This window comes from Hymenobacter glacialis, assembly GCF_001816165.1.
Classification (GTDB): Bacteria; Bacteroidota; Bacteroidia; order Cytophagales; family Hymenobacteraceae; genus Hymenobacter; species Hymenobacter glacialis.
This window is the reverse complement of record NZ_MDZC01000028.1, coordinates 25663-45436: the sequence shown is the minus strand read 5'-3', so window position 1 is coordinate 45436 and position 19774 is coordinate 25663. Positions and strand designations below refer to the sequence as shown.

Below are 19774 nucleotides of genomic sequence, written 5' to 3'. Positions count from 1 at the left end.
CCCTCCTGCCAGCGGCTACTGCCCGCCCTGCTTGCTACCGCCGCCTTTCACGTCGTCGTTCGAGATGGACTTGCGGCGCTTGCCCTGCTGCTCCTGGCCGAAGCGGTAGCCGAAGCTAATGCGAATGCTCCGCTGGAAGCCCCGGTACTCCTGCTGCTCGCTGAACGAAGGCGTATTGACCGTGCTCCGATAAGCCCAGTAGGCGTTGAACGGGTTCGTGACGTTCAGCGTGAGGTCGGCTTTGCCTTTCAGCAGGTTCTTTTTCACCCCCAGGGAATAGTACAGGTTGGAGGCGCCCCGGCCCTGCAGCTCGGGGCTGGGCAGGGATGCGTAGGCAAATGCCTGGGCTGTGAAGCTCTTGGGTAATTTGTACGACGTATTGAAGTTCAGGCCCGCCGTGAACCCCGTGCGCTCGATGCCCAGCGTGGGGCTGCGGCGCACAATGTACTGCACATCGAGGCCGCCGCTGATGTCCCAGCCCTCAGCCGGCTTGGCCGACCCGTAGAAGTTGAGCTGATAAAAGGCGTTGGACGCTACATTGGCGTAGGTTTCTTCCGTTACGCCCACCGTGGCCGTGGCCCGGCGCACACTTTCAATGGCGTTGCCGGTGCGGCGCACCGAGGCCGACACGTTGAGCGAGCCCGCCTTCCCGTTGGTGTTGAAGCTCAACTCGTAGGAATCGGTCAGCTCGGGGTTGAGGTTGGGGTTGCCGAAGGAAATGTTCTGCGGGTCGCCCAAGTTGCGGAAAGGGTTGAGGTAGTAGATGTAGGGCCGGGTGATGCGGCGGCTGTAGGCCAGGCGCAGGCTGTTGGATTCACTAAAAGCGTACTGGGCGTTGCCGTTGGGCAGCAGCGAGTAGTAATCAACTTTGAAACCGGGGTCGGTGCTCTGGAACGTGGCCGAAAGGGCGGTGCGCTCCAAACGGCTACCCAGGCTCAGGTTCAGCTTTTTGCTGGGCGCGAAGGAATAGGTGGCGTAGGCTGCCTGCACGTTCTGGTCGTAGCTGAAGTCGGTGGAGCGGCCGGGCAGGCGCGCAAAATCCGTTGTTTCGCCCCGGCGCAGGCCGTCCACGTCGGCCTCCGAGCCGGTGCGCCGAAAAATGGCTTTCAATCCGGTTTCCAGGGTCTGCTTCTCGCCGAACGGCTGCACAAAATCGGTCTGGAATGTGTATTCCGAGCCGGGCGTGCGACCGCGGCTGCGCTCGCGGTAGTCGGCCAGCGGGCGTTCCAGCGCCACTGCCGAGTTGCGGAACTCGTCGTAATTGTAGCCGAAGGTGTTGTCGTTGCGCGAGTACTGGCCCAGCACGCTCCACTCGCGGCGGGCCTGGGCAAAGGTCTGGGTGTAGGTGCCCGTCACCTCGGCATTGAGGCCGCTGAACAAGTTGTCGGTGTCGCGGAAGAACAGGCTGTTCTGCGTGGCATTGGGCGTCGTGAAACGGCTCAGCAGGCCGTTGCTGCTTTCGCCGCCGTAGCCGTTCAGCGAGCCGGCCAGCGAAACGCTTTGGCGCTCGCTCACATCGTAGTCCAGGCCCAGGCTGCCGTAGTAGTAGCCACCATTGTTGCGGCCCGCGCTGCTCTGGGTAAGCGTGGAGGCGTCCAGCAGGCCGTTGCGTTCACGCTCAAACTCGTTGGGCCCGAACCACCGGCCCACGCTGGCCGCTGAGGTGAAGCCGAATTTGCCCTTCTTAAAGTTGAGCGACGCGTTGGTATTAGCGCCCCGGTTGCCACCCGACGCCCCCAGGCGGCCGTTCACGCCGCGGTCCACCCCTTTTTTCAGCACGATGTTGATGATGCCGGCCGTGCCCTCGCCATCGTACTTGGCCGGTGGCGTGGTAATGATTTCGACGCTCTTAATCTGGTCGGCCGGGATGCTTTTCAGGGCGTCGGCCAGGTTGGCGGCCATCGTGGGCGAGGGCTTGTTGTTCACCAGCACCCGGAAGTTGCCGGAGCCGCGCATTTTCACGTTGCCTTCGCCGTCCACGGCCAGCAGTGGGGCCTTGCGCAGCACGTCGGCGGCAGTGCCGCCGGTGTTGGTCACGTCCTGTTCGGCGTTGTACACAATGCGGTCAGGCCGCACTTCCACCACCGGCTTGGTGCCAATGACCACCGCCTCGGCCAGCGCCGTGCCAGCCGTGGGCAGCCGGAACGTGCCCGCATCGGTGGCCCCGGCCGTGATGGTGACGGCCCGCGTCTGGGTGCCGTAGCCCACGTAGCTCACGCGCAGCCGCGCCGGCCCCGCCACCAGCTTGGTGAAGGTGAACCGGCCGTTGTCGTCGGCCGCAATGCCGGTGATGGCCTTATCGTTGGGCGCGGGCGGCAGCAGCACTACCGTGGCGTAGGGCACCGGCTGGCGGTTCAGCGAGTCGAGCACCACGCCCGTGATGGAGCCGGTGCCGGCGGGCGGTGCGGCCGGCAGGGCCGGCTGTTGCGCCCAAACCGGAGCCGTGAAAACAGGCGCGGCCAGCAGTAGCGCCAGTAGCAAGCGGTAGAAGTAAGTCATTTGCAGAAGCAGGTAGGAAAGGTGTTTGGAAGAAGAAAAAGTGTTGGAAGGAGACACAAAAGCCATTCGTCGTTGCATGGCACACCCGCTACATTGTAGCTGGCTAGCGAAAGTCGACCTTAGCTATGCACCTGCAGCTATATATCGAAACAAGGCGGCCTATTATTGCTCAGTTTGCGATTACCGATGTGCTGGGGCAAACGACTGCCCCCGCCGCCAGCTTACTGCCCTGGTTTGTGCGTCGAGGTGGCCCAACCTATAAATTTGGGCTGTGCCTCAAAGGAAAGGTCTTGGCTCAATTCGACAGAGGTTTACCCGGCAAAATTTGGCAGGCGAGCACGGCGGGCACTACCTTCATAGCGGTTCTTCTTTGTTGCTACCCATGAATATTCTCCGCCACGTCGACCTGACCCGCGTTTTCTTTGTCGATATTGAAACCGTGCCGGGCCACGCCACCCACGCCGAGCTGCCGGCCACGCACCAGCCGCTCTGGAAAAAATTCTGCGAGAAGCGCCACGCCCGCGAGCTGGCCGACGGCCAAACCCACGAAGAGTTGTTTGCCAACGGCGGCCTCTACGCCGAGTTTGGCAAGGTGGTGTGCATCTCGGTGGGCTTCTTCCGCCTGCTGAAGGACGACACGCTGGAATTTCGCACCAAGTCTTTTGCCGACGACGACGAGTGCGAGGTACTGCGCGGGTTTGGCCATTTCCTGCAGCGCTACGCCCCCTACGGCCCCAGCCGGTACGCCAAGCTCGACACGGCCGGCCCCGATGGCCACTTCCTCTGCGCCCACAACGGCCGCGAGTTCGACTACGGCTACCTGGGCCGCCGCATGCTGATTTGCGGGCAGGACATTCCGCCCATGCTCGACATTGCCGGCCACAAACCCTGGGACCTCCCCCACCTGCTTGACACCATGGAACTGTGGAAATTCGGCGACAACAAAGGCCACATCACGCTGGCCCTGCTGGCCGGCGTATTCGGCATCCCCTCGCCCAAAGACGACATCGACGGCTCGCAGGTAGCCCATACCTATTGGGTAAAGAAAGACCTGGCCCGCATCGTGGCGTACTGCGAAAAGGACATCATCACCACGGCGCGCGTGTTCCTGCACTACACCGGCCAGAAATCCCTGTGGGACACCGTGCAGCTAACGGCTACGCCCTGGCCCGCCGTGCCTGCCATGCGCATTGCGGCGGTGTAGCCCGGCGCGCAATTCCCACGCCAGCACAAACAAAAAGGCCCTACGCAGTGATGTGCAGGGCCTTTTTTATTAGTTGTTCGGAGCTTATAAGCCCGTCATGCTGAGCTTGTCGAAGCATCTCTACCGCTTCGTTGCCGTCTCATACGAAGCGGTAGAGATGCTTCGACAAGTTCAGCATGACGGGCTTTTTGCTTGCTATACAGCTTCAATAGCTGAAAGTCAGCCAGAGCTTATTTCAGCGTGGCCAGGTCAATCACGAAGCGGTACTTCACGTCGCCTTTCAGCATGCGCTCGTAGGCTTCGTTGATGTCCTTGATGTCAATCAGCTCGATGTCGGACATGATGTTGTGCTCGGCGCAGAAGTCCAGCATTTCCTGGGTTTCGGCAATGCCGCCGATGAGCGAGCCGGCGATGCGGCGGCGCTTCCCAATCAAATTGAAGGCGTGGACCTGCGGGGCTTCAGGCGGCACGCCCAGCAAAATCATGGTGCCGTCGCGACGTAGCAGGTTCAGGTAGGAAGCCAGGTCGAGTGGAGCCGACACGGTGTTGATGATGAAGTCGAAGTAGTTATTCACCGACTTCAGCTGCGCCTGGTCTTTGGTTACCACAAACTTGTGGGCACCCAGCCCTTTGGCATCGGCTTCCTTACCGGGCGAGGTGCTGAGCACCGTGACTTCGGCACCCATGGCGGCGGCCAGCTTCACAGCCATGTGGCCCAGGCCGCCCAGGCCCATCACGCCCACGCGGTGGCCGGCGCCCACGTTCCACTGCCGCAGGGGCGAGTAGGTGGTGATGCCGGCGCAGAGCAGCGGCGCCACGCGGGCCAAATCCAGCTTCTCCGATACCCGAAGGGTGTACTTCTCGTCTACCACAATCTGGCTGGAGTAGCCGCCGTAGGTGGGGCGGCCGGTTTCCTTTTCGGTGCCGGCGTAGGTGCCCACCATACCGGTTTCGCAGTACTGCTCCAGGCCTTCCTGGCAGCTGGGGCAGGTGCGGCAGGAGTCCACCATGCAGCCCACGCCGGCCAGGTCGCCCACTTTAAAGTTTTTCACCTGGGCGCCTACCTGGGTCACGCGGCCCACAATTTCGTGGCCGGGCACCATAGGGAAAATACCCGCACCCCACTCGTCGCGAATCTGGTGCAGGTCGGAGTGGCAAACGCCACAGAATTGAATGTCAATGAGAACATCGTGCGCGCCAACGTCGCGGCGCTCAAAATCGAAAGGCGCCAGGGGCACGCTGGGGGCCGGAGCCGCGTAAGCTTTAGTAGGAAGCATTTTGGGAGTTATGAGTGTTGAATTATGAGTTGTGAGTTAGCACCACCGCGGTGCTGTTGGCTCAGCGGTTGAAAATCCGAAGGCCGGGAGTGGGCTAACCGCGCCGGTTGGCGAAGGTTTGCGGGAGGAGGGCCGGAAAGCGTGGGGTACCTTTGCAGCCGTATTCTACACCCTGCTCCATGTCCCTTACCCCCGGTACTTTATTGCTTACGTCGTTGGGCCGCCTGCGGCTGATTGGTTTTCTGGAGGGCGTTTCGTTGTTGGTGCTGCTGGGCATTGCCATGCCCCTGAAGTATTTGGCGGGGCAGCCCACGGCGGTGCGCTACGTGGGCATGGCGCACGGCGTGCTGTTTGTGGTATACGTGCTGCTGGTCATTCAGGTGGCCATTCAGTACCGGTGGTCGTTGGGGAAGGCGGCGCTGGCCCTGGTGGCGTCGGTGTTACCGTTCGGCACGTTCTGGGCCGACCGCCGTCTCTTCCATTAGTCACCCTTTCAGGCACTTGTGACGGCAGCAGGCAGCGCAGGCAGCTTCTCTTGCGCCAGCGCGGCATCTACCAGGGTCTGCATGCGCTTCAATGACTCGCGGGCAAACTTGCGTTGGAGCATTCGCCCAAACAGCTTGAAACCAATCCAGTAAAAGGGATTACGAATCTGGCCGGACTGCGACACGGCGTGGATGCGAAACTGCACCGTGCCGGTGTCCAGGTTTTTGTGGATGGTGAAGTCAATCTGCCCGCGCTCGAAGTGGCCTTCGAGGGTGCGGTAGCCGTAGCCCCACACCCGCTCGGGCCCATCGGGCGTGTCGCGAGCGGCCTCATCGGTCACGCCGCTCACCCGCACGCCGAAGTAAAACTTAAAGAACAGAAACTGCGCCCGCAGCACCATGACGCGCTTTTCGAGTGGGCCGTCGGGCACAAAAATGCCGGTAATGAGGTCAGGCGGTGGGAAGGCGTAGCGCCGCAGCACATCCTGCGCCGCCGCGAAGGAGCCGGCCGCAGCGGGCGGGCCAGGCGCTTCGGCGGGCAGGTCGGTTTCGTAGTCGTCGAGGCGCCAGCCGGTGGCGGTGGTGTACTCGCTTTGGCGGCTAAAATCGTAGTTGACTTCGGTGTTGGCGTAGGCCTCGAGGCGGGCGCGCTGCTGCTCCCATAGCGGCGGCCTGGCAGGGCCCTTCCCGGCCGGGCCGTGCCCGGTAGGGCTATGCATGGCGCTCGAAGTCACAGGTGCCCCTTTCGTCTTGGGTGCTGGTTTCTACTACTACCTCGCCCAAGGCCTGGCCGCCGCTGGCCGCCGCCACGCGCCGACAGAACTCGACCCAGGTGGCCTCCTGCACGCGCTTGCCAATGCCGGTGGTGTTGTAAGCAAAAGCCACCAGCCCATCGCGGGAGCGGGCCCGCGAGCGGATTTCAAAGCGCAGCACGTCGGGCGATTCGTCCAGGTAGTGCGCTTCGAAATGAATGCGGCCCGCCTCGGGGTGGCCCTCGAGGGTGATGAACTCAAAGGACGTGGTACCAACTTCGGTCACGCGCACACACCCGTTCCAGGGGCCAAGGATGGCAATTTCGAATTCCTCGCCCACGCGCAAGCCGTTTTCGCTGCCTTCCTTTTTCTTGAAGTTGGCCAGCAGCTCGGGGGCAAAGTGGGCCACATCAGCCTGGACTTCGCCCATAAGCTGAGCCGGCGTGCGGCGCGGCCGAGCCACGTCGATGTAGTAGCGCCGCTCCAGCCACGGCCCCGAGCCAGTGGCGGCCGGTTGTTCAGATTGATGAGTGTCGGCCACTGTTTTTAAGTAGTAATTGGAAATTAAGAATGCAAAGAGGGCAATCCAAGCCTGTTTTCGCGTATACGTTGCCAGCTCGCATTAGGCCAATCGTCACATGCTCAATTAGCAGCTGATGGTATGCGCCAGCCGCACATTGCGAAAGCCTCCATTTTTGATTACCAATTAGCAGCTGATGTTAGGCGGCGATTTCTTGAGCGACTTATAGTGTTTTTCGACGCATAAACCTTTGATACGGGTTCACATGGTCTTCGATAAATCGTCGTTGACTGGGGCTGGTTCAGGCTCGTGTCACTGCTCACCAGCCGTAGCACGCCTTTTGTTTGGTAAGCAACCAAGCAGCTGGTTAGAACGTGGGGTCAGCCCCACTTGGGCTGCTTCACCGCTGGGTGGCAGGAGTTGCTGGCGTCGTGTGATTCACTTCCACCTGACCGGCTTTCATCACCCATTTCACGTGGTCGATGACCACGTTTATATCCTTGAGCGGGTCGCCTTCGACGGCTACGATGTCGGCGTAATAGCCGGGCAAGAGGGCACCCAAGGACCCCTCCATGCCCAGCATTTCGGCCCCGGTCACCGTGGCCGTGCGCAGGGCCTGCGCCGGGCTCATGCCGGCTTTGACGAACCAGGCCAGTTCGCGGGTATTCTCGCCAAAGCCCGTAAACACGGCATCCGAGCCCATGGCAATTTTCACCCGGGCCTTGACGGCCCGCTTTAGTGTCTCAAAGTTTTTGGCCACGTATTGGTTCAGGCCGGCCACTATGGTCGAATCGTAGCCGTATTCGGCCCGGTGGGCGATGTAGTAGCGGTTGTGCTCCACGGTGGGCACGTAAATGGTGCCTTGCCGGGCCATGGCGGCCAGCGTGGCGTCGTCCAGGTCAATGGCGTGCTCCACGGTATTGGTGCCGGCCCGCACCGCGTCGCGGGCGCCGTCGGGGCCGTAGGAATGGATGGCGATGCGCTTGCCGGTGCGGTGCGCCACGTCGGCGGCGGCTTTCATCTCCTCATAGCCAAAGGTCTGAAACCCGGTCACATCCTGGTCGCTGCCGGTCGAGCCGTACATTTTAATCCAGTCGGCGCCAGCCGCCAGCTGCTGCCGGGCCACGCGCTGCACCTCGGCCACGCCGTCGCATTGCCCGGGGTCGGGCACGGCCCCCACTTTGTAGGGCGAGCTGCTGATGTGCAGGCCGTTGCCGGCCACAAACATGCGCGGCCCGTGCATGGCACCCCGGTTTATGAGCGCGCGCATGGCCAGGTCCATGTTGTCCGAGGAACCCAGGTCGCGAACGGTGGTGACGCCGGTTTCCAGCGTTTTTCGAGCGTTTTCCTGGGCCAGAAACACCGTTACGGCCGGCCCCAGCGTGCCCAGTTGTTGCCATGGGGTGGTACCGGGCGCTTTATCCCAATAAAAAGTCATATGAGTGTGCGCGTCAATGAGCCCGGGGATGGCCGTGTACGCCCGCAGGTCCAGGATTTCGGCAGTGGCCGGGACAATCACGTCTTTCTCCGGGCCCACGGCCACGATGCGGTCGGTCTTAACCAAAATCACGGCGTTGGGAATGACCCGGCCCCGGCCGTCAATCACCTGGCCGAAGCGAAGGGCCTTCACCTGGGCACTTACCCAGGAAGGGCATGTGGCGAACAGCAAGACAAGCAATAGAAGTAGCAGTTGGCGCATGCAATGGGGGGATAAGTGGTTCATTTAATCGGCCTTTTGCCGGGCAAGGCGGGTAAGCAGGCTGGCACTTGGCCGAAAACAGGGTTTTTCTGCCGCGCTCCGCTGCGCGCCCGTTGTCACCTTGGGTCGCATTGGGCCGGTTTTACCGCGCCGCCACAATTTCCGGCGCGGTCACTTGTTCGGCCCCACAGGGTATCGGGCCCTGGGAAAGGCTGGCACTTTTAGCTACTCCACAATCATGTGGCACACGTTGGTACCGGTTTGGCCATCGGCGCTCACGTAGGCCCAGAACAAGCCTTCGGTGCTGTGGGGCATGGCCATGTGGCCGCGAGCGTCGAGGGCGATAACACCGCCCCTACCGCCCGCTGGCGCCACTTTTTCGTGAATGACCCGGTGTGCGGCGGCCGCCACGCTCAGGCCCCGGTACTCCATCAGCGCGGCGATGTCGTGGGCCACCGCGTGGCGAATAAAAAATTCACCGTGCCCGGTGCCCGACACGGCGCACACGTGATTGGCGTAGGTGCCAGCCCCAATAATGGGCGAGTCGCCCACCCGGCCGTACCGCTTGTTCAGCATGCCCCCGGTGGACGTGCCAGCCGCCAGGTGCCCGGCCTGGTCAAGGGCCACAGCGCCCACGGTGCCGTACTTGGCGGGCGGAGCCGGAGCCGCGGGACTGCCTTCGGCCGCTTGCAGGGCCAGCAGCTGCTGCCAGCGCTCTTCGGTCCGGAACCACTCCGGCGGGGCTGTTTCCAGGCCCATTTCGGCGGCAAACTGGTCGGCGCCGGGGCCCGTGAGCAGCACGTGGGCCGAGCGTTCGAGCACGGCCCGGGCAGCCGAAATCGGGTTGCGCACGGTGCGCACGCCCGCCACCGCGCCGGCCTGCAGCGTGGCGCCGTCCATCAGGGCCGCGTCCATCTCGTTCAGTCCGGCGTGCGAAAAAACCGAGCCGCGCCCGGCGTTGAACAGGGGCGAGTCTTCCAGCAGGCGCAGGCTGGTTTCCACCGCTGCCAGGCTGCTGCCGCCTCCGGCCAGCACCGCGAAGCCGGCCTGCGCGGCGGCTGCCAACGTGCGTTGGTAGTCCGCTTCCTGCGGAAACGGGGTACCAGCAGGGTGCAAGCGGCCCGAGCCGCCGTGCAGAAGCAATGTGAAATTGACGGGAGGCACAGAAGACATAAGGTGTAAGAGGTTAAGCTTTAAGGGCTCCCAGCATGCGTAATACTAAAGCAGTAAAAACAGATTACATACGCGGTAGAGATGCTTCGGCTGCGCGGACGCCAGATGGGCATGACGTTCTATTCGGATAGCCATTTAGCCCGACCATAAAGCATAAGGGGTGCTACCCGCGCGGTGCCCTTATTGCGGAGTGCCCGCTTTGGGTGCCGGCCGCACCGTGGGGTAGGCAATGCCGAGCTGCTCCAGGTAGGTCTTATACTTGGCTGGGTTGTAGTAGAATTTCTGCATTTGAGGCCGGTACTGGGCCATGATGCTCTGGTTGAGATTGATGGCGGGCTTGTCGGTGGCCAACATCAGGGGCGTGTACTTGGTGTCCTTGGTCTGCACGTCGTTGAAATACGTCCAGGCATTCTTGATGATTTCGGGTCTCACCAGCAGGTCGAGCAGGGTCAGGGCCTCGGCTTTGGCGCCGGCCGTCACGCCCTTGTGGGCAATGGGGGTGGCCATGGCAATGGCATTGGCCCAGTGGTGGCCGGGCAGGCCGGGGATGTTGGCCGGGTAGCTGAGCACCACGGTGGGTACGTTCCAGGAAATGTCGCCAATATCATCCGAGCCGCCCCCGATGGAGAACTTCTCCGGCCCCCGGAGCGAGTCGAGCTTGGTGGCCAGGCCATCGATGGGACGGTTGCGGCGGTCGGTTTTGGGGGCTTTCATTTCCACCTGGGCGGCGCGGGCCAGCACCTGGTCGGCCGCGCTCCACTGGGGCAGGCCCACGAGCTGGATGTTCTGGTACATGGCCTCGGCAATGGCCTTGTTCATGTGCACCGGCCAGGCGCTGCCCTGCACCTCGTGGGTGGTGGTCGTCTTCGTCATGAGGGTGGCGCCCTCGGCCATTTTCAGGGCGTCGGCGTACATCTCCGTGATTTTGGGGTAGGTGCGTTCGCGCAGGTAGTACCACACCGTGGCTTTCGAGGGCACTACGTTGGGCTGGTCGCCGCCGTCGGCGATGACGTAGTGCGAGCGTTGCGTCACCTCCATGTGTTCGCGGTGGAAGTTCCAGCCCACGTTCATCAGCTCCACGGCGTCGAGGGCACTGCGGCCGCGCCAGGGCGCCCCGGCGGCGTGCGCGGCCTGCCCATCGAAGTTAAACTTGACCGATATCAGGCCGTTGTTGCCGCTGTCGCCCCACGACACGCCCAGGTTGTCGCCCACGTGGGTAAAAATGCAGGCGTCCACGTTTTTAAAGTAGCCGTCGCGCACGAAGTAGGCTTTGGTGCCCACCAGCTCCTCAGCCACGCCGGGCCAGAGCATGAGCGTGCCGGGCAGCTTCTCGCGCTCCATTATTTTTTTGAGGGCCAGCACCGCCGTGATGTTCAGCGGCACGCCCGAGTTGTGGCCCTCGCCGTGGCCCGGGGCGCCCTCAATGATAGGGTCGTGGTAGGCCACGCCAGGCTTTTGGGAGGCCTTGGGAATGCAGTCGATGTCGCTGCCAATGGCAATAACCGGCTTGCCCGCGCCCCAAGTGGCCGTCCAGGCCGTGGGCACGCCGGCAATGCCGTATTTGATGACGAAGCCGTTTTTTTTCAGAATGCCGGTGAGGTAGCGCGAGGTTTCCGTTTCCTGAAAGCCCAGCTCCCCGAAGCTGAACACCATGTCCACCATCTGTTGGGTGGCCTTTTGCTGCTTATCAATTTCCCCGATGAGCTCCTGCTTCAGGGCTTCGAGCTTGGCGGGCGGCATGGTGGCCTGAGCCAGCACGGGCCGCGGGGCCAGCGCCAGCCCAGCCAGCAGGCCCAGTACGCACCAGGCGCGCCCACCGCGCAGGCTCCAGGAAGAAAGGGAGTGAGTAAAGGAAGGCGTCATATAAAGGAGGAAAAGATGCGTCAGAAACTCGAACCGTTGGCCCAGCACGGAACCCACTCCCCCCCGAAACGGGGAAGCCGGTGCCCGGAAGCGGGAAGATACATGCCGGCCGTCGCACCATAACGCGCCGTAGGCAATTAACTCGCGGGCAGTTGGAATTCAGGTTCTTGTTCGTACTTGCGGGTCCAACCTTGGTCTTCTTTGCTTCATGATAAAACGAATACTGTACCCGCTCGCCTTCGGCACCTTGCTGGCCTTGTCCTTGCCAGCTCCCGCGTTCGCTCAATCGGCCAAGCCTGCCAAGCCAGTCAAGCCGGCTACCGCCCGCAAACCGTCTGCTTCGGCGCCGCTGGCGGCCTTGTTTGCGGCGTACTGGAACGAGCAAGCCCGGCTGTTTCCGCTCAATGCCACGGCCCAGGGCGATAACCGCTACAACGACCAGCTGCCCAACGACCAGACCCAGGCCTTCCGGGAGCAGCTGCGGGCTTTTTACCAGAAATACCAAACGCAGCTGCGTAAAACAGACCGGCGGCAGCTCAACGCCACCGACCAGACCAGCTACGACATCTTCGACTACGACCTGGCCATGAACCTGGCCGGCCTGCGGCAGCCCGACTGGATGATTCCCTTCACCCAGGGCGGCGGCCTGCCCAGCACCCTGGGCCAGCTGGGGGCGGGCACGGGCAGCCAGCCCTTCAAAACCACCCAGGACTACCGCCAGTGGCTGGGCCGCGCCCGTGCCTTTCCGGTGTGGGCCGATTCGGCCATCGGCAACTTCCGCCGCGGCATGCTGGCCGGCATCGTGCTGCCCAAAGCATTGGTGGTGAAGATGATTCCGCAGCTGAAATCTTTTGTAGTCACGGACCCCACGGCCAGCCTGTACTATGCACCGATGGCCAAGTTTCCGGCCGGCGTGCCCGCAGCCGAGCAGCCCGAGCTGGTAGCAGCCTACCGCCAGGTTATTCTACAGGACCTGGTGCCGAGCTACCAGCGGCTGGCGCAGTTTCTTGAAACCGAATACCTGCCCCAGGCGCGCGCCAGCAGCGGCATAGACGCGCTACCGGATGGGGCAGCCCAGTACGCCTACCGGGTGAAGCGGGCCACCACAACCGATAAAACCCCGGCCGAAATCTACCAGACGGGCCTGCGCGAAGTGCAGCGCATCCGCACCGAAATGGAGCAGGTGAAGCAGCAGGTGGGCTTTGCGGGCGACCTCAACGCCTTCTTTGCCTACATGCGTAATGACCCGAAATTCCGGCCCTTTAAAACCCCTGAGGAAGTGCTGGCGGTGTACCGGGGCGTGCTCACGCGCATTTCCCCCAACCTGCCCAAGCTGTTCGGCAAGACCCCCAAAACGGAGTTTGAAGTGCGCCGAACGGAGAAATTCCGGGAAGCGTCTGCTTCGGCCCAGTACAACCAGGGAGCGCCCGACGGCTCGCGGCCGGGCATTTTCTACGCACCCATTCCCGATGCCACTCAGTACAACGTGACGCGGGGCATGGAGTCGCTCTTCCTGCACGAGGCCATTCCGGGCCATCATTACCAGATAGCCCTGCAGCAGGAAAACACCAGTCTGCCCAAGTTCCGCCGCTTCACGTTCAACAGCGCCTACGTGGAAGGCTGGGGCCTTTACGCCGAGTCGCTGGGCAAAGCCCTGGGAGTTTATACCGACCCCTACCAGCAAATGGGTGCCTTGAATACCGAAATTCACCGGGCCATTCGCCTCGTGGTAGACGTGGGCCTGCACACCGGCCAGCTCACCCGCGAGCAGGCCATCGAATACATGATGGCCAACGAGCCCATTGACGAGCAGCGGGCCACCGCCGAGACGGAGCGCTACATGGGCAACCCCGGCCAGGCCCTGAGCTACAAAGTGGGGCAGCTCAAAATCCTGGAGTTGCGCGCCAAATACGAAAAGCAGCTGGGCCCGAAATTCAGCCTGCGCGCCTTCCACGACGAGCTGCTGGCCGGCGGCTCGATGCCCCTGGCCGTGCTGGAAAAAACGCTGGACGCCTGGGCCGCCCGGCAGCGGTAGTGCCATCCGGGCAGCGCACAAACTTGCAGCTGAAATACAACCCGACCGGCTGGCAACGGCCGATTGGCCGGTTCGGTGAGTCTCGCCGCCAGATGCCCATCGATTCTACAAAAAATGCCTGTTGCGGCCACGCCGTGGCTCGCCGTGGGCATTCGGCTCGCGGGCAGCCGGAATCAGGTTCTTGCTCGTACTTGCGCGTTCAACCTCAGCCTTCTTTGCTCCATGAGAAAACGAATACTGGCCCCGCTTGCCCTTGGCATTCTGCTCGCCACTCAGCTACCGGTGCCCGCGGTTGCCCAAGCTGCCAAATCGACTGCCGCCGCCGCTACCGCCCGCAAACCGTCTACTTCGGCCCCGCTGGTGGCCTTGTTTGCGGCGTATTGGAACGAGCAGGCCCGCCAGTTTCCGCTAAATGCCACGGCCCAGGGCGACAACCGCTACAACGACCAGCTGCCCAACGACCAGACCCGCGCCTTCCGGGAGCAGCAGCGGCGCTTCTACCAGCAATACCAGGCTTCACTGCTGAAATTTGACCGCGCCAAGCTTGCGGGCGAAGACCAGGTGAGCTACGACGTGTTCCGGTACCAGCTGGAAACGGCGCTGGAAGGACTGCAGCAGTTCCGGTGGATGATGCCCTTTGGCCAGGCGGGCGGGCTGCCACAAAGCATGGTGCAATTTGGGTCGGGCACGGGTTCCCAGCCCTTCAAGACGGCCAAAGACTACGACAACTGGCTGGGCCGGGTGCACGGCTTCCCGGCCTGGACCGATTCGGCCATTGCCAACTTCCGCCAGGGCCTGAAAACCGGCGTGGTACTGCCCCGGGCCCTGGTGGTAAAGATGATTCCGCAGCTGGAAGCCCAAGTGGTGGCCGACGCCACCAAGAGCCTATTCTACGGCCCCATCACGAAGCTGCCCGACGCGCTGCCCGCGGCCGACCGAGCAAGGCTGACTACAGCCTACCAGCAGGCCATTCTCACCGAGCTGGTTCCCTCCTATCAAAAGCTGAGTGCTTTCCTGAAAAACGAATACTTGCCCAAGGCACGTACTACCTCGGGTTTTGGGGCCCTGCCCGGTGGGCCCGCGGCTTACCGCTACGCAGTAAAAGCGGCCACCACGACCAACAAAACGCCCGACGAAATCTACCAGACCGGCCTGAGCGAGGTGCAGCGCCTGCGCACGGAAATGGAGCGGGTGAAGCAGGAGGTCGGCTTTCAGGGCGACCTGCCCGCCTTCTTCGCCTACATGAAAAACGAGCCCAAGTTCCGGCCCTACAAAACGTCGCAGGAAGTGCTCGATGGGTTTGAAGCCATTCACCAGCGCATGCTCCCCAACCTGCAGAAGCTGTTTGGCCGCACACCCAAAACCCCGTTTGAGGTGCGGCAGACCGAGGCCTACCGCGCCGCTTCGGCCAGTGCCCAGTACGTGGCCGGCTCGCCCGATGGCTCCCGGGCGGGCATCTTTTACGTGCCCATTCTCGATGCTACCCAATACAACGTCACCTCCCTGCCGCCCATGGAAGACGTGTTTCTGCACGAAGCCATTCCGGGGCATCATTACCAGATTTCGCTGCAGAATGAAAACACGGCCTTGCCCAAATTCCGGCGCTTTGGCGGCTTCAGCGCTTTTAGCGAAGGCTGGGGGCTGTACTGCGAGTCTCTGGGCAAGGAGCTTGGGCTTTACACCGACCCGTACCAGTACGTGGGTTCATTGGGCGGTGAAATGCACCGCGCCATCCGGTTGGTGGTAGATGTGGGCCTACACGCCAAGGGCATGACTCGGGAGGAAGCCATCAAGTACATGATGGACAACGAAGTCATCACTGAACAGCTGGCTACTGCCGAGATTGAGCGCTACATGGGCAACCCCGGTCAGGCCCTGAGCTACAAAACGGGCCAGCTCAAAATCCTGGAATGGCGCGCCCGCTACGAGAAGCAGCTCGGCCCGATATTCAGCCTGCGCGCTTTCCACGACGAACTCCTGGCCGGCGGTGCCATGCCCCTGGCCGTAGCCGAGCGCCGCATGGACGCCTGGGCCGCCCGGCAGCGGTAGCCAGCATGACCACTTCAGCTTCCCCAAATCTTGAACCACTGCTGAACTTCTTAAACCCAAACGAGCGGACCAAGCGGCCCGCTCGTTTGAGTTTATTGCTGTTTCACCTCTCAACACGTGGCCGTTCCTTGAACGCCAAGCAGTCGACTACCTAAAGTACTTGCAATAGCACCTTTTCGATGAACGAAATAAGCCAGCTCACCTGCGACGGTTGTGGGACAACCAGCGCGCCGGGCGTAGCTTCGTATACGAACCCAACCCGCTTGGTGCGGGCGTCTTTCTCCAGCGTGGTATGATGAAAAAAGCCTTTACCTTATTGGCCGCCCTGGTGCTGCCCCTGACGGCCCTGCAGGCACAAACTGCCCAACGGCCCCTCCAGCTCAGCGACCTGTACCGGATGCGCGACGTGGCCGACCCCCAGCTGTCGCCCGATGGGGCCTGGGTGGCCTACACCGTGACGCGCGCCGATTCGGCCACCGACAAGCGCGACGCCGACGTGTGGATGGCCCGCACCGACGGCTCCCAAAACCTGCGCGTGACCACCGCCCCGGCCAGCGAGGCCAAGCCCCGCTTCAGCCCCGACGGCAAGTACCTGAGCTTCGTGTCGAGCCGCGGCGAGGAAGACGGCGGCGACGCCCAGCTCTGGCTGCTGAACCGGGCCGGTGGCGAGGCCGAAAAGGTGACCAAGCTCCGAGGCAGCGTATCCGACTACGTCTGGTCGCCCGACGGCCAGCGCCTGGCCCTCATCATCCGCGACGCCGACCCCGACTCGCTTACGGCGGCCCAGAAGGCCAAAAAGAAAACTGCCCCGCCCATCGTCATCGACCGCTTTCAATTTAAAAAGGACGTTGATGGCTACCTCAACAAGCAGCGCCAGCACCTCTACATTTTTGACGTGGCGTCGCGCAAGCTCACGAACCTGACCCCCGGCGTGTACGACGAGCACCTGCCCGCCTGGAGCCCCAACGGCCAGCAGCTGGTGTTTTCCAGCAAGCGCGGGCCCGACCCCGACCGCCACGACAACTTCGACCTGTACCTTATCGACGCGAAAGCCGGCGCCACCGCCCGGCCGCTGCTCACCACCGACGTAGCCGAAAGCTCGCCCGGCTACGGCAGCCGGCCCGCGTGGAGCCCCGACGGGCGGCGCATCGCCTTTGTGCAGGGCGGCCCCCGCGAGCAGCTCGTGTACGCCCTGCACCAGCTGATGGTGGTGGAAGTGGCCAATGGAACCGTGAAGGCCCTCACTGCTGGCCGCGACCGCAACACCACCAAGCCCCAGTGGGCGCCCGATGGCAAGAGCCTGTACTTTCTGCTGGAAGACGACCGCGCCACCTCGCTGGCCCGGGTGCCGGCGGCGGGTGGCACCATCAACATAGTGTTGGGAGGTACCCGGGAGGTGAATGATTTCGCCTTGGCCCGCAACGGGCAGCTGGTCGTGCTCAGCAGCCTGCCCCAGGCGCCGGCCGAGGTATTCGGGGTGGACAAAAAGGGGGCTCCCAAGCCATTGTCTCGGCAAAATGATGCCTGGCTCAAGGGGGTTTCCCTGAGCCCGGTAGAAGCCATTCAAACCAAAAGCAAAGACGGCACGCCGGTAAGCGGCTTCCTGGTGAAGCCGGTGGGCTACCAGGCCGGCCGCAAATACCCCACGCTGCTGCGCATTCACGGCGGGCCGGTGGCGCAGTTTGGCTACGGGTTCTCCTTTGAGTGGCAGTACTTTGCTGCCAATGGCTTTGCCGTGGTGGCGGCCAACCCTCGGGGCAGCTCGGGCCGGGGCCTGGAGTACAGCAAAGCCATTTATGCCGACTGGGGCAATAAGGATACCGACGACGTACTGGCCGTGGTGGACTACGCCGTGGCACAAGGCGTGGCCGACCCCGAGCGGCTGGGCGTGGGCGGCTGGAGCTACGGAGGCATCATGACCGACCAGGTCATTGCCCGCGACCAGCGCTTTAAAGCCGCCGTGAGCGGCGCCGGCATCGCCAACGTGCTGGCCGGCTACGGTACCGACCAGTACATCCGCGACTACGAAACCGAGCTGGGCACCCCCTGGAAAAACACCGATGTTTACCTGCGCGTATCCTACCCCTTCTTTCACGCCGACCGCATCAAAACGCCCACCCTGTTTATGTGCGGCGAAAAAGACTTCAACGTGCCCTTGCTGAATACCGAGCAGATGTACCAGGCGCTCAAAAGCCTGAACGTGCCCACCCAGCTGGTTATTTATCCCGGGCAGTTCCATGGCATCATCACGCCCAGCTACGTGAAGGACCGCTACGCCCGGTACCTGGCGTGGTACCAGCAATACCTCCTGCCCACGGGCACGAGCTCGGCGGCCGGTAGCAAGTAGCGGCCCGCTACGGGTTAGACAATTGCGGGCCCCGGCCCAGTCGAGCTAATCAGGTAAGCCATATGCGTTTTCAACGTGCAGGTGATGGCAGCAGGCAGGAAGGATGGCTGAACTCTGATTTAGCGCGTAGAATCAGTTAGCAACCACTAATTCGAAAAAATGGCCTACTACCGCCCGCCCGGCCCGCCGCCCGACCCTGCTCTGGTAAAAAGCCTCATCCAACAGCAGCAGGAAATGCGCCTGCGGGTGCGCGCCGAGCCCCTGGCCCGCGAGCCGTGCCTCATTGCCGGCTGCGATTCTTCGTTTCCCACCCCCGACACGATTCTTTCGGTATTTGTGGTGCTGAAATTTCCCTCCCTGAAGCTGGTGGAAAAAGTGTGCAACTACGGTATCGTGGACATGCCTTACGTACCCGGTTTTCTCTCTTTTCGCGAAGCGCCCAACGTCATTCATGCCTTTGCGAAGCTCGAAAACAAGCCCGATGTGATAATGGTGGACGGGCACGGCATTGCGCACCCGCGCCGCATGGGCATTGCCGCGCACCTCGGCGTGCTGCTCGACTTGCCCACCTTCGGCGTAGCCAAGCAGAAGCTGACGGGCACTTTTCAGGAACCGGGCCTCGAGCGCGGCAGCATCACGCCGCTCACCGATGCCAAAACCGGCGAGTTGATTGGGGAGGTAGTCCGCAGCAAAGACAAGGTGCTGCCGCTGTTCGTGAGTCCCGGCCACCGCTGCGACCAAGCCACCGCTACCCGCCTCGCCCTGGCCTGCCTGCGCGGCTACAAGCTGCCCGAACCCACCCGCCTAGCCGACTATTGGGCCGAGCAGTTCAAGAAGGAAGTGCGTTAATTATATCCTCTCCTGTCATGCTGAGCGCAGCGAAGCATCTTATCACCAACGAACGACTTGTTCCACCCTGATAAGATGCTTCGCTGCACTCAGCATGACAGGTGTTTTTTTAAGCCGAATGAACCTGAGGCACTAAGGCCGCTAAATCCCTGAGAGAACCAACGGCGCCGGGCGGGCCTCCCAACAACTGGGCCACGGCCTGATACACTCCGCGCGCCCCGCCACTCTGCGCCAGCACGCCCGCATCCAGCGGTAGCTGCTGCGACTTGGAAAGCTTCTGGCCGTCCGCATTCGTCTGCAGCGGGTGATGGCAGAACCGAATCCGCGCCGCGTTGAAAGCCGCCGTTTCGGAAAGCTGGCGGGCCAGCCACAGCTGCGCGGCCGTGCTGGGCTGCAAATCCAGGCCCCGCACTATCAGGGTAGTGCCCAGGCGCAAATCATCTACCACCGAGGCTACCTGATACGCCGCCACGCCGTCTTTCTTACGAATAACAAAGTCCGGCATCAGCGCGCCGAGGGGCACGTGGGTGCTCCCCTGCCAGCCATCGGCAATGGCTATGGTAGTGGCGGCGGGCACCTGCACGCGCCAGGCGGCGCCGGGCGTGGCAAGTGGCACGGGAGCTTCGGGGCCACCGGTGCGGGTGCGTGGGCTGGCCTGCACCAGGCCCGGCTGCTGCGCCAGGCGGCGCAGCACCGCGTTGTATTCGGGCAGGTGCAGCAGCTGGGAGTGGTGGCGCAGAAAGTCGTCGGGGCCACTGGGGCCGTGGTCGTAGTCGAGCCCCAGCCAGTCGATAACCCGGAAAATGTTGTCGAGGTAGGCCGGGCGCAGGCGGGCGCGGTCCAGGTCGTCGATGCGCAGGTGGAGCACGCCGGCGGCTTGCCGCGTGAGCAGCCAGGTGAGCACAAAATTCACGGCATTGCCCAGATGCAGGTAGCCACTGGGCGTGGGGGCCAATCGCGAAACAACGGGCAGTGAAATGGGCGACATGAGTTTGAGAGAAATTTGTAACGACTGGTGCCGA

14 protein-coding genes are annotated in these 19774 nt (G+C 62.7%); 6 read left to right on the top strand and 8 right to left on the bottom strand.

Annotation, left to right across the window (positions count from 1 at the left end):
• Positions 1–15: 15 nt before the first annotated feature.
• Entirely contained in the window at positions 16–2499 is a 2484-nt protein-coding gene (locus BEN48_RS03245; RefSeq protein ID WP_070732887.1) for a TonB-dependent receptor domain-containing protein, read from the bottom strand.
• 382 nt (positions 2500–2881) lie between these two features.
• Here BEN48_RS03245 and BEN48_RS03235 point away from each other — a divergent pair, with 382 nt between their 5' ends.
• Positions 2882–3703, top strand: a complete 822-nt coding sequence (locus BEN48_RS03235) for a ribonuclease H-like domain-containing protein (RefSeq protein WP_206599807.1) — start codon at positions 2882–2884, stop codon at positions 3701–3703.
• A gap of 230 nt (positions 3704–3933) precedes the next feature.
• On the opposite strand, the gene BEN48_RS03230 is transcribed toward BEN48_RS03235, so the two are convergent.
• Positions 3934–4980: an NAD(P)-dependent alcohol dehydrogenase gene (locus tag BEN48_RS03230; RefSeq protein ID WP_070732883.1), complete on the bottom strand. Its 1047-nt coding sequence runs from the start codon at positions 4978–4980 to the stop codon at positions 3934–3936.
• A 179-nt stretch (positions 4981–5159) separates the two neighbouring features.
• Here BEN48_RS03230 and BEN48_RS03225 point away from each other — a divergent pair, with 179 nt between their 5' ends.
• A complete protein-coding gene (locus BEN48_RS03225; protein ID WP_070732881.1) occupies positions 5160–5465 on the top strand; it encodes a DUF3817 domain-containing protein in 306 nt (101 codons plus the stop codon).
• 8 nt (positions 5466–5473) lie between these two features.
• Here the strand turns inward: BEN48_RS03225 and BEN48_RS03220 are convergent, their stop codons facing one another.
• The 5 genes from BEN48_RS03220 to BEN48_RS03200 all read right to left on the bottom strand — a co-directional run bounded on the left by BEN48_RS03220 (position 5474) and on the right by BEN48_RS03200 (position 11349).
• Positions 5474–6184 (bottom strand): DUF1990 family protein, encoded by a 711-nt coding sequence (locus BEN48_RS03220; RefSeq protein WP_070732880.1) that lies wholly within the window; start codon positions 6182–6184, stop codon positions 5474–5476.
• Positions 6177–6758, bottom strand: coding sequence for a DUF1990 family protein (locus BEN48_RS03215; protein ID WP_083320712.1), 582 nt, complete (start codon positions 6756–6758; stop codon positions 6177–6179). The genes BEN48_RS03220 and BEN48_RS03215 overlap by 8 nt, the downstream gene beginning before the upstream one ends.
• Before the next feature lie 379 nt (positions 6759–7137).
• A complete protein-coding gene (locus BEN48_RS03210) occupies positions 7138–8406 on the bottom strand; it encodes a metal-dependent hydrolase family protein (RefSeq protein WP_241502154.1) in 1269 nt (422 codons plus the stop codon).
• 255 nt (positions 8407–8661) lie between these two features.
• On the bottom strand, positions 8662–9609 hold the full coding sequence (locus tag BEN48_RS03205) for an isoaspartyl peptidase/L-asparaginase family protein (protein ID WP_070732874.1): 948 nt from the start codon (positions 9607–9609) through the stop codon (positions 8662–8664).
• A 180-nt stretch (positions 9610–9789) separates the two neighbouring features.
• Positions 9790–11349: a peptidase dimerization domain-containing protein gene (locus BEN48_RS03200; RefSeq protein WP_206599812.1), complete on the bottom strand. Its 1560-nt coding sequence runs from the start codon at positions 11347–11349 to the stop codon at positions 9790–9792.
• A gap of 331 nt (positions 11350–11680) precedes the next feature.
• Between BEN48_RS03200 and BEN48_RS03195 the strand changes: the two genes are divergently transcribed.
• From BEN48_RS03195 to nfi, 4 genes are all read left to right on the top strand, one after another.
• Complete coding sequence (locus tag BEN48_RS03195) at positions 11681–13507, top strand: DUF885 domain-containing protein (RefSeq protein WP_083320710.1); 1827 nt, start codon at positions 11681–11683, stop codon at positions 13505–13507.
• 222 nt (positions 13508–13729) lie between these two features.
• Positions 13730–15556, top strand: coding sequence for a DUF885 domain-containing protein (locus tag BEN48_RS03190; protein WP_070732872.1), 1827 nt, complete (start codon positions 13730–13732; stop codon positions 15554–15556).
• Positions 15557–15848: 292 nt separating this feature from the next.
• On the top strand, positions 15849–17903 hold the full coding sequence (locus BEN48_RS03185) for a S9 family peptidase (protein WP_070732870.1): 2055 nt from the start codon (positions 15849–15851) through the stop codon (positions 17901–17903).
• Positions 17904–18062: 159 nt separating this feature from the next.
• Complete coding sequence (gene nfi, locus BEN48_RS03180) at positions 18063–18752, top strand: deoxyribonuclease V (protein ID WP_070732868.1); 690 nt, start codon at positions 18063–18065, stop codon at positions 18750–18752.
• A 109-nt stretch (positions 18753–18861) separates the two neighbouring features.
• Here the strand turns inward: nfi and BEN48_RS18990 are convergent, their stop codons facing one another.
• Positions 18862–19740: a glutamate--tRNA ligase family protein gene (locus BEN48_RS18990; RefSeq protein ID WP_070732866.1), complete on the bottom strand. Its 879-nt coding sequence runs from the start codon at positions 19738–19740 to the stop codon at positions 18862–18864.
• Between the last annotated feature and the right edge of the window lie 34 nt (positions 19741–19774).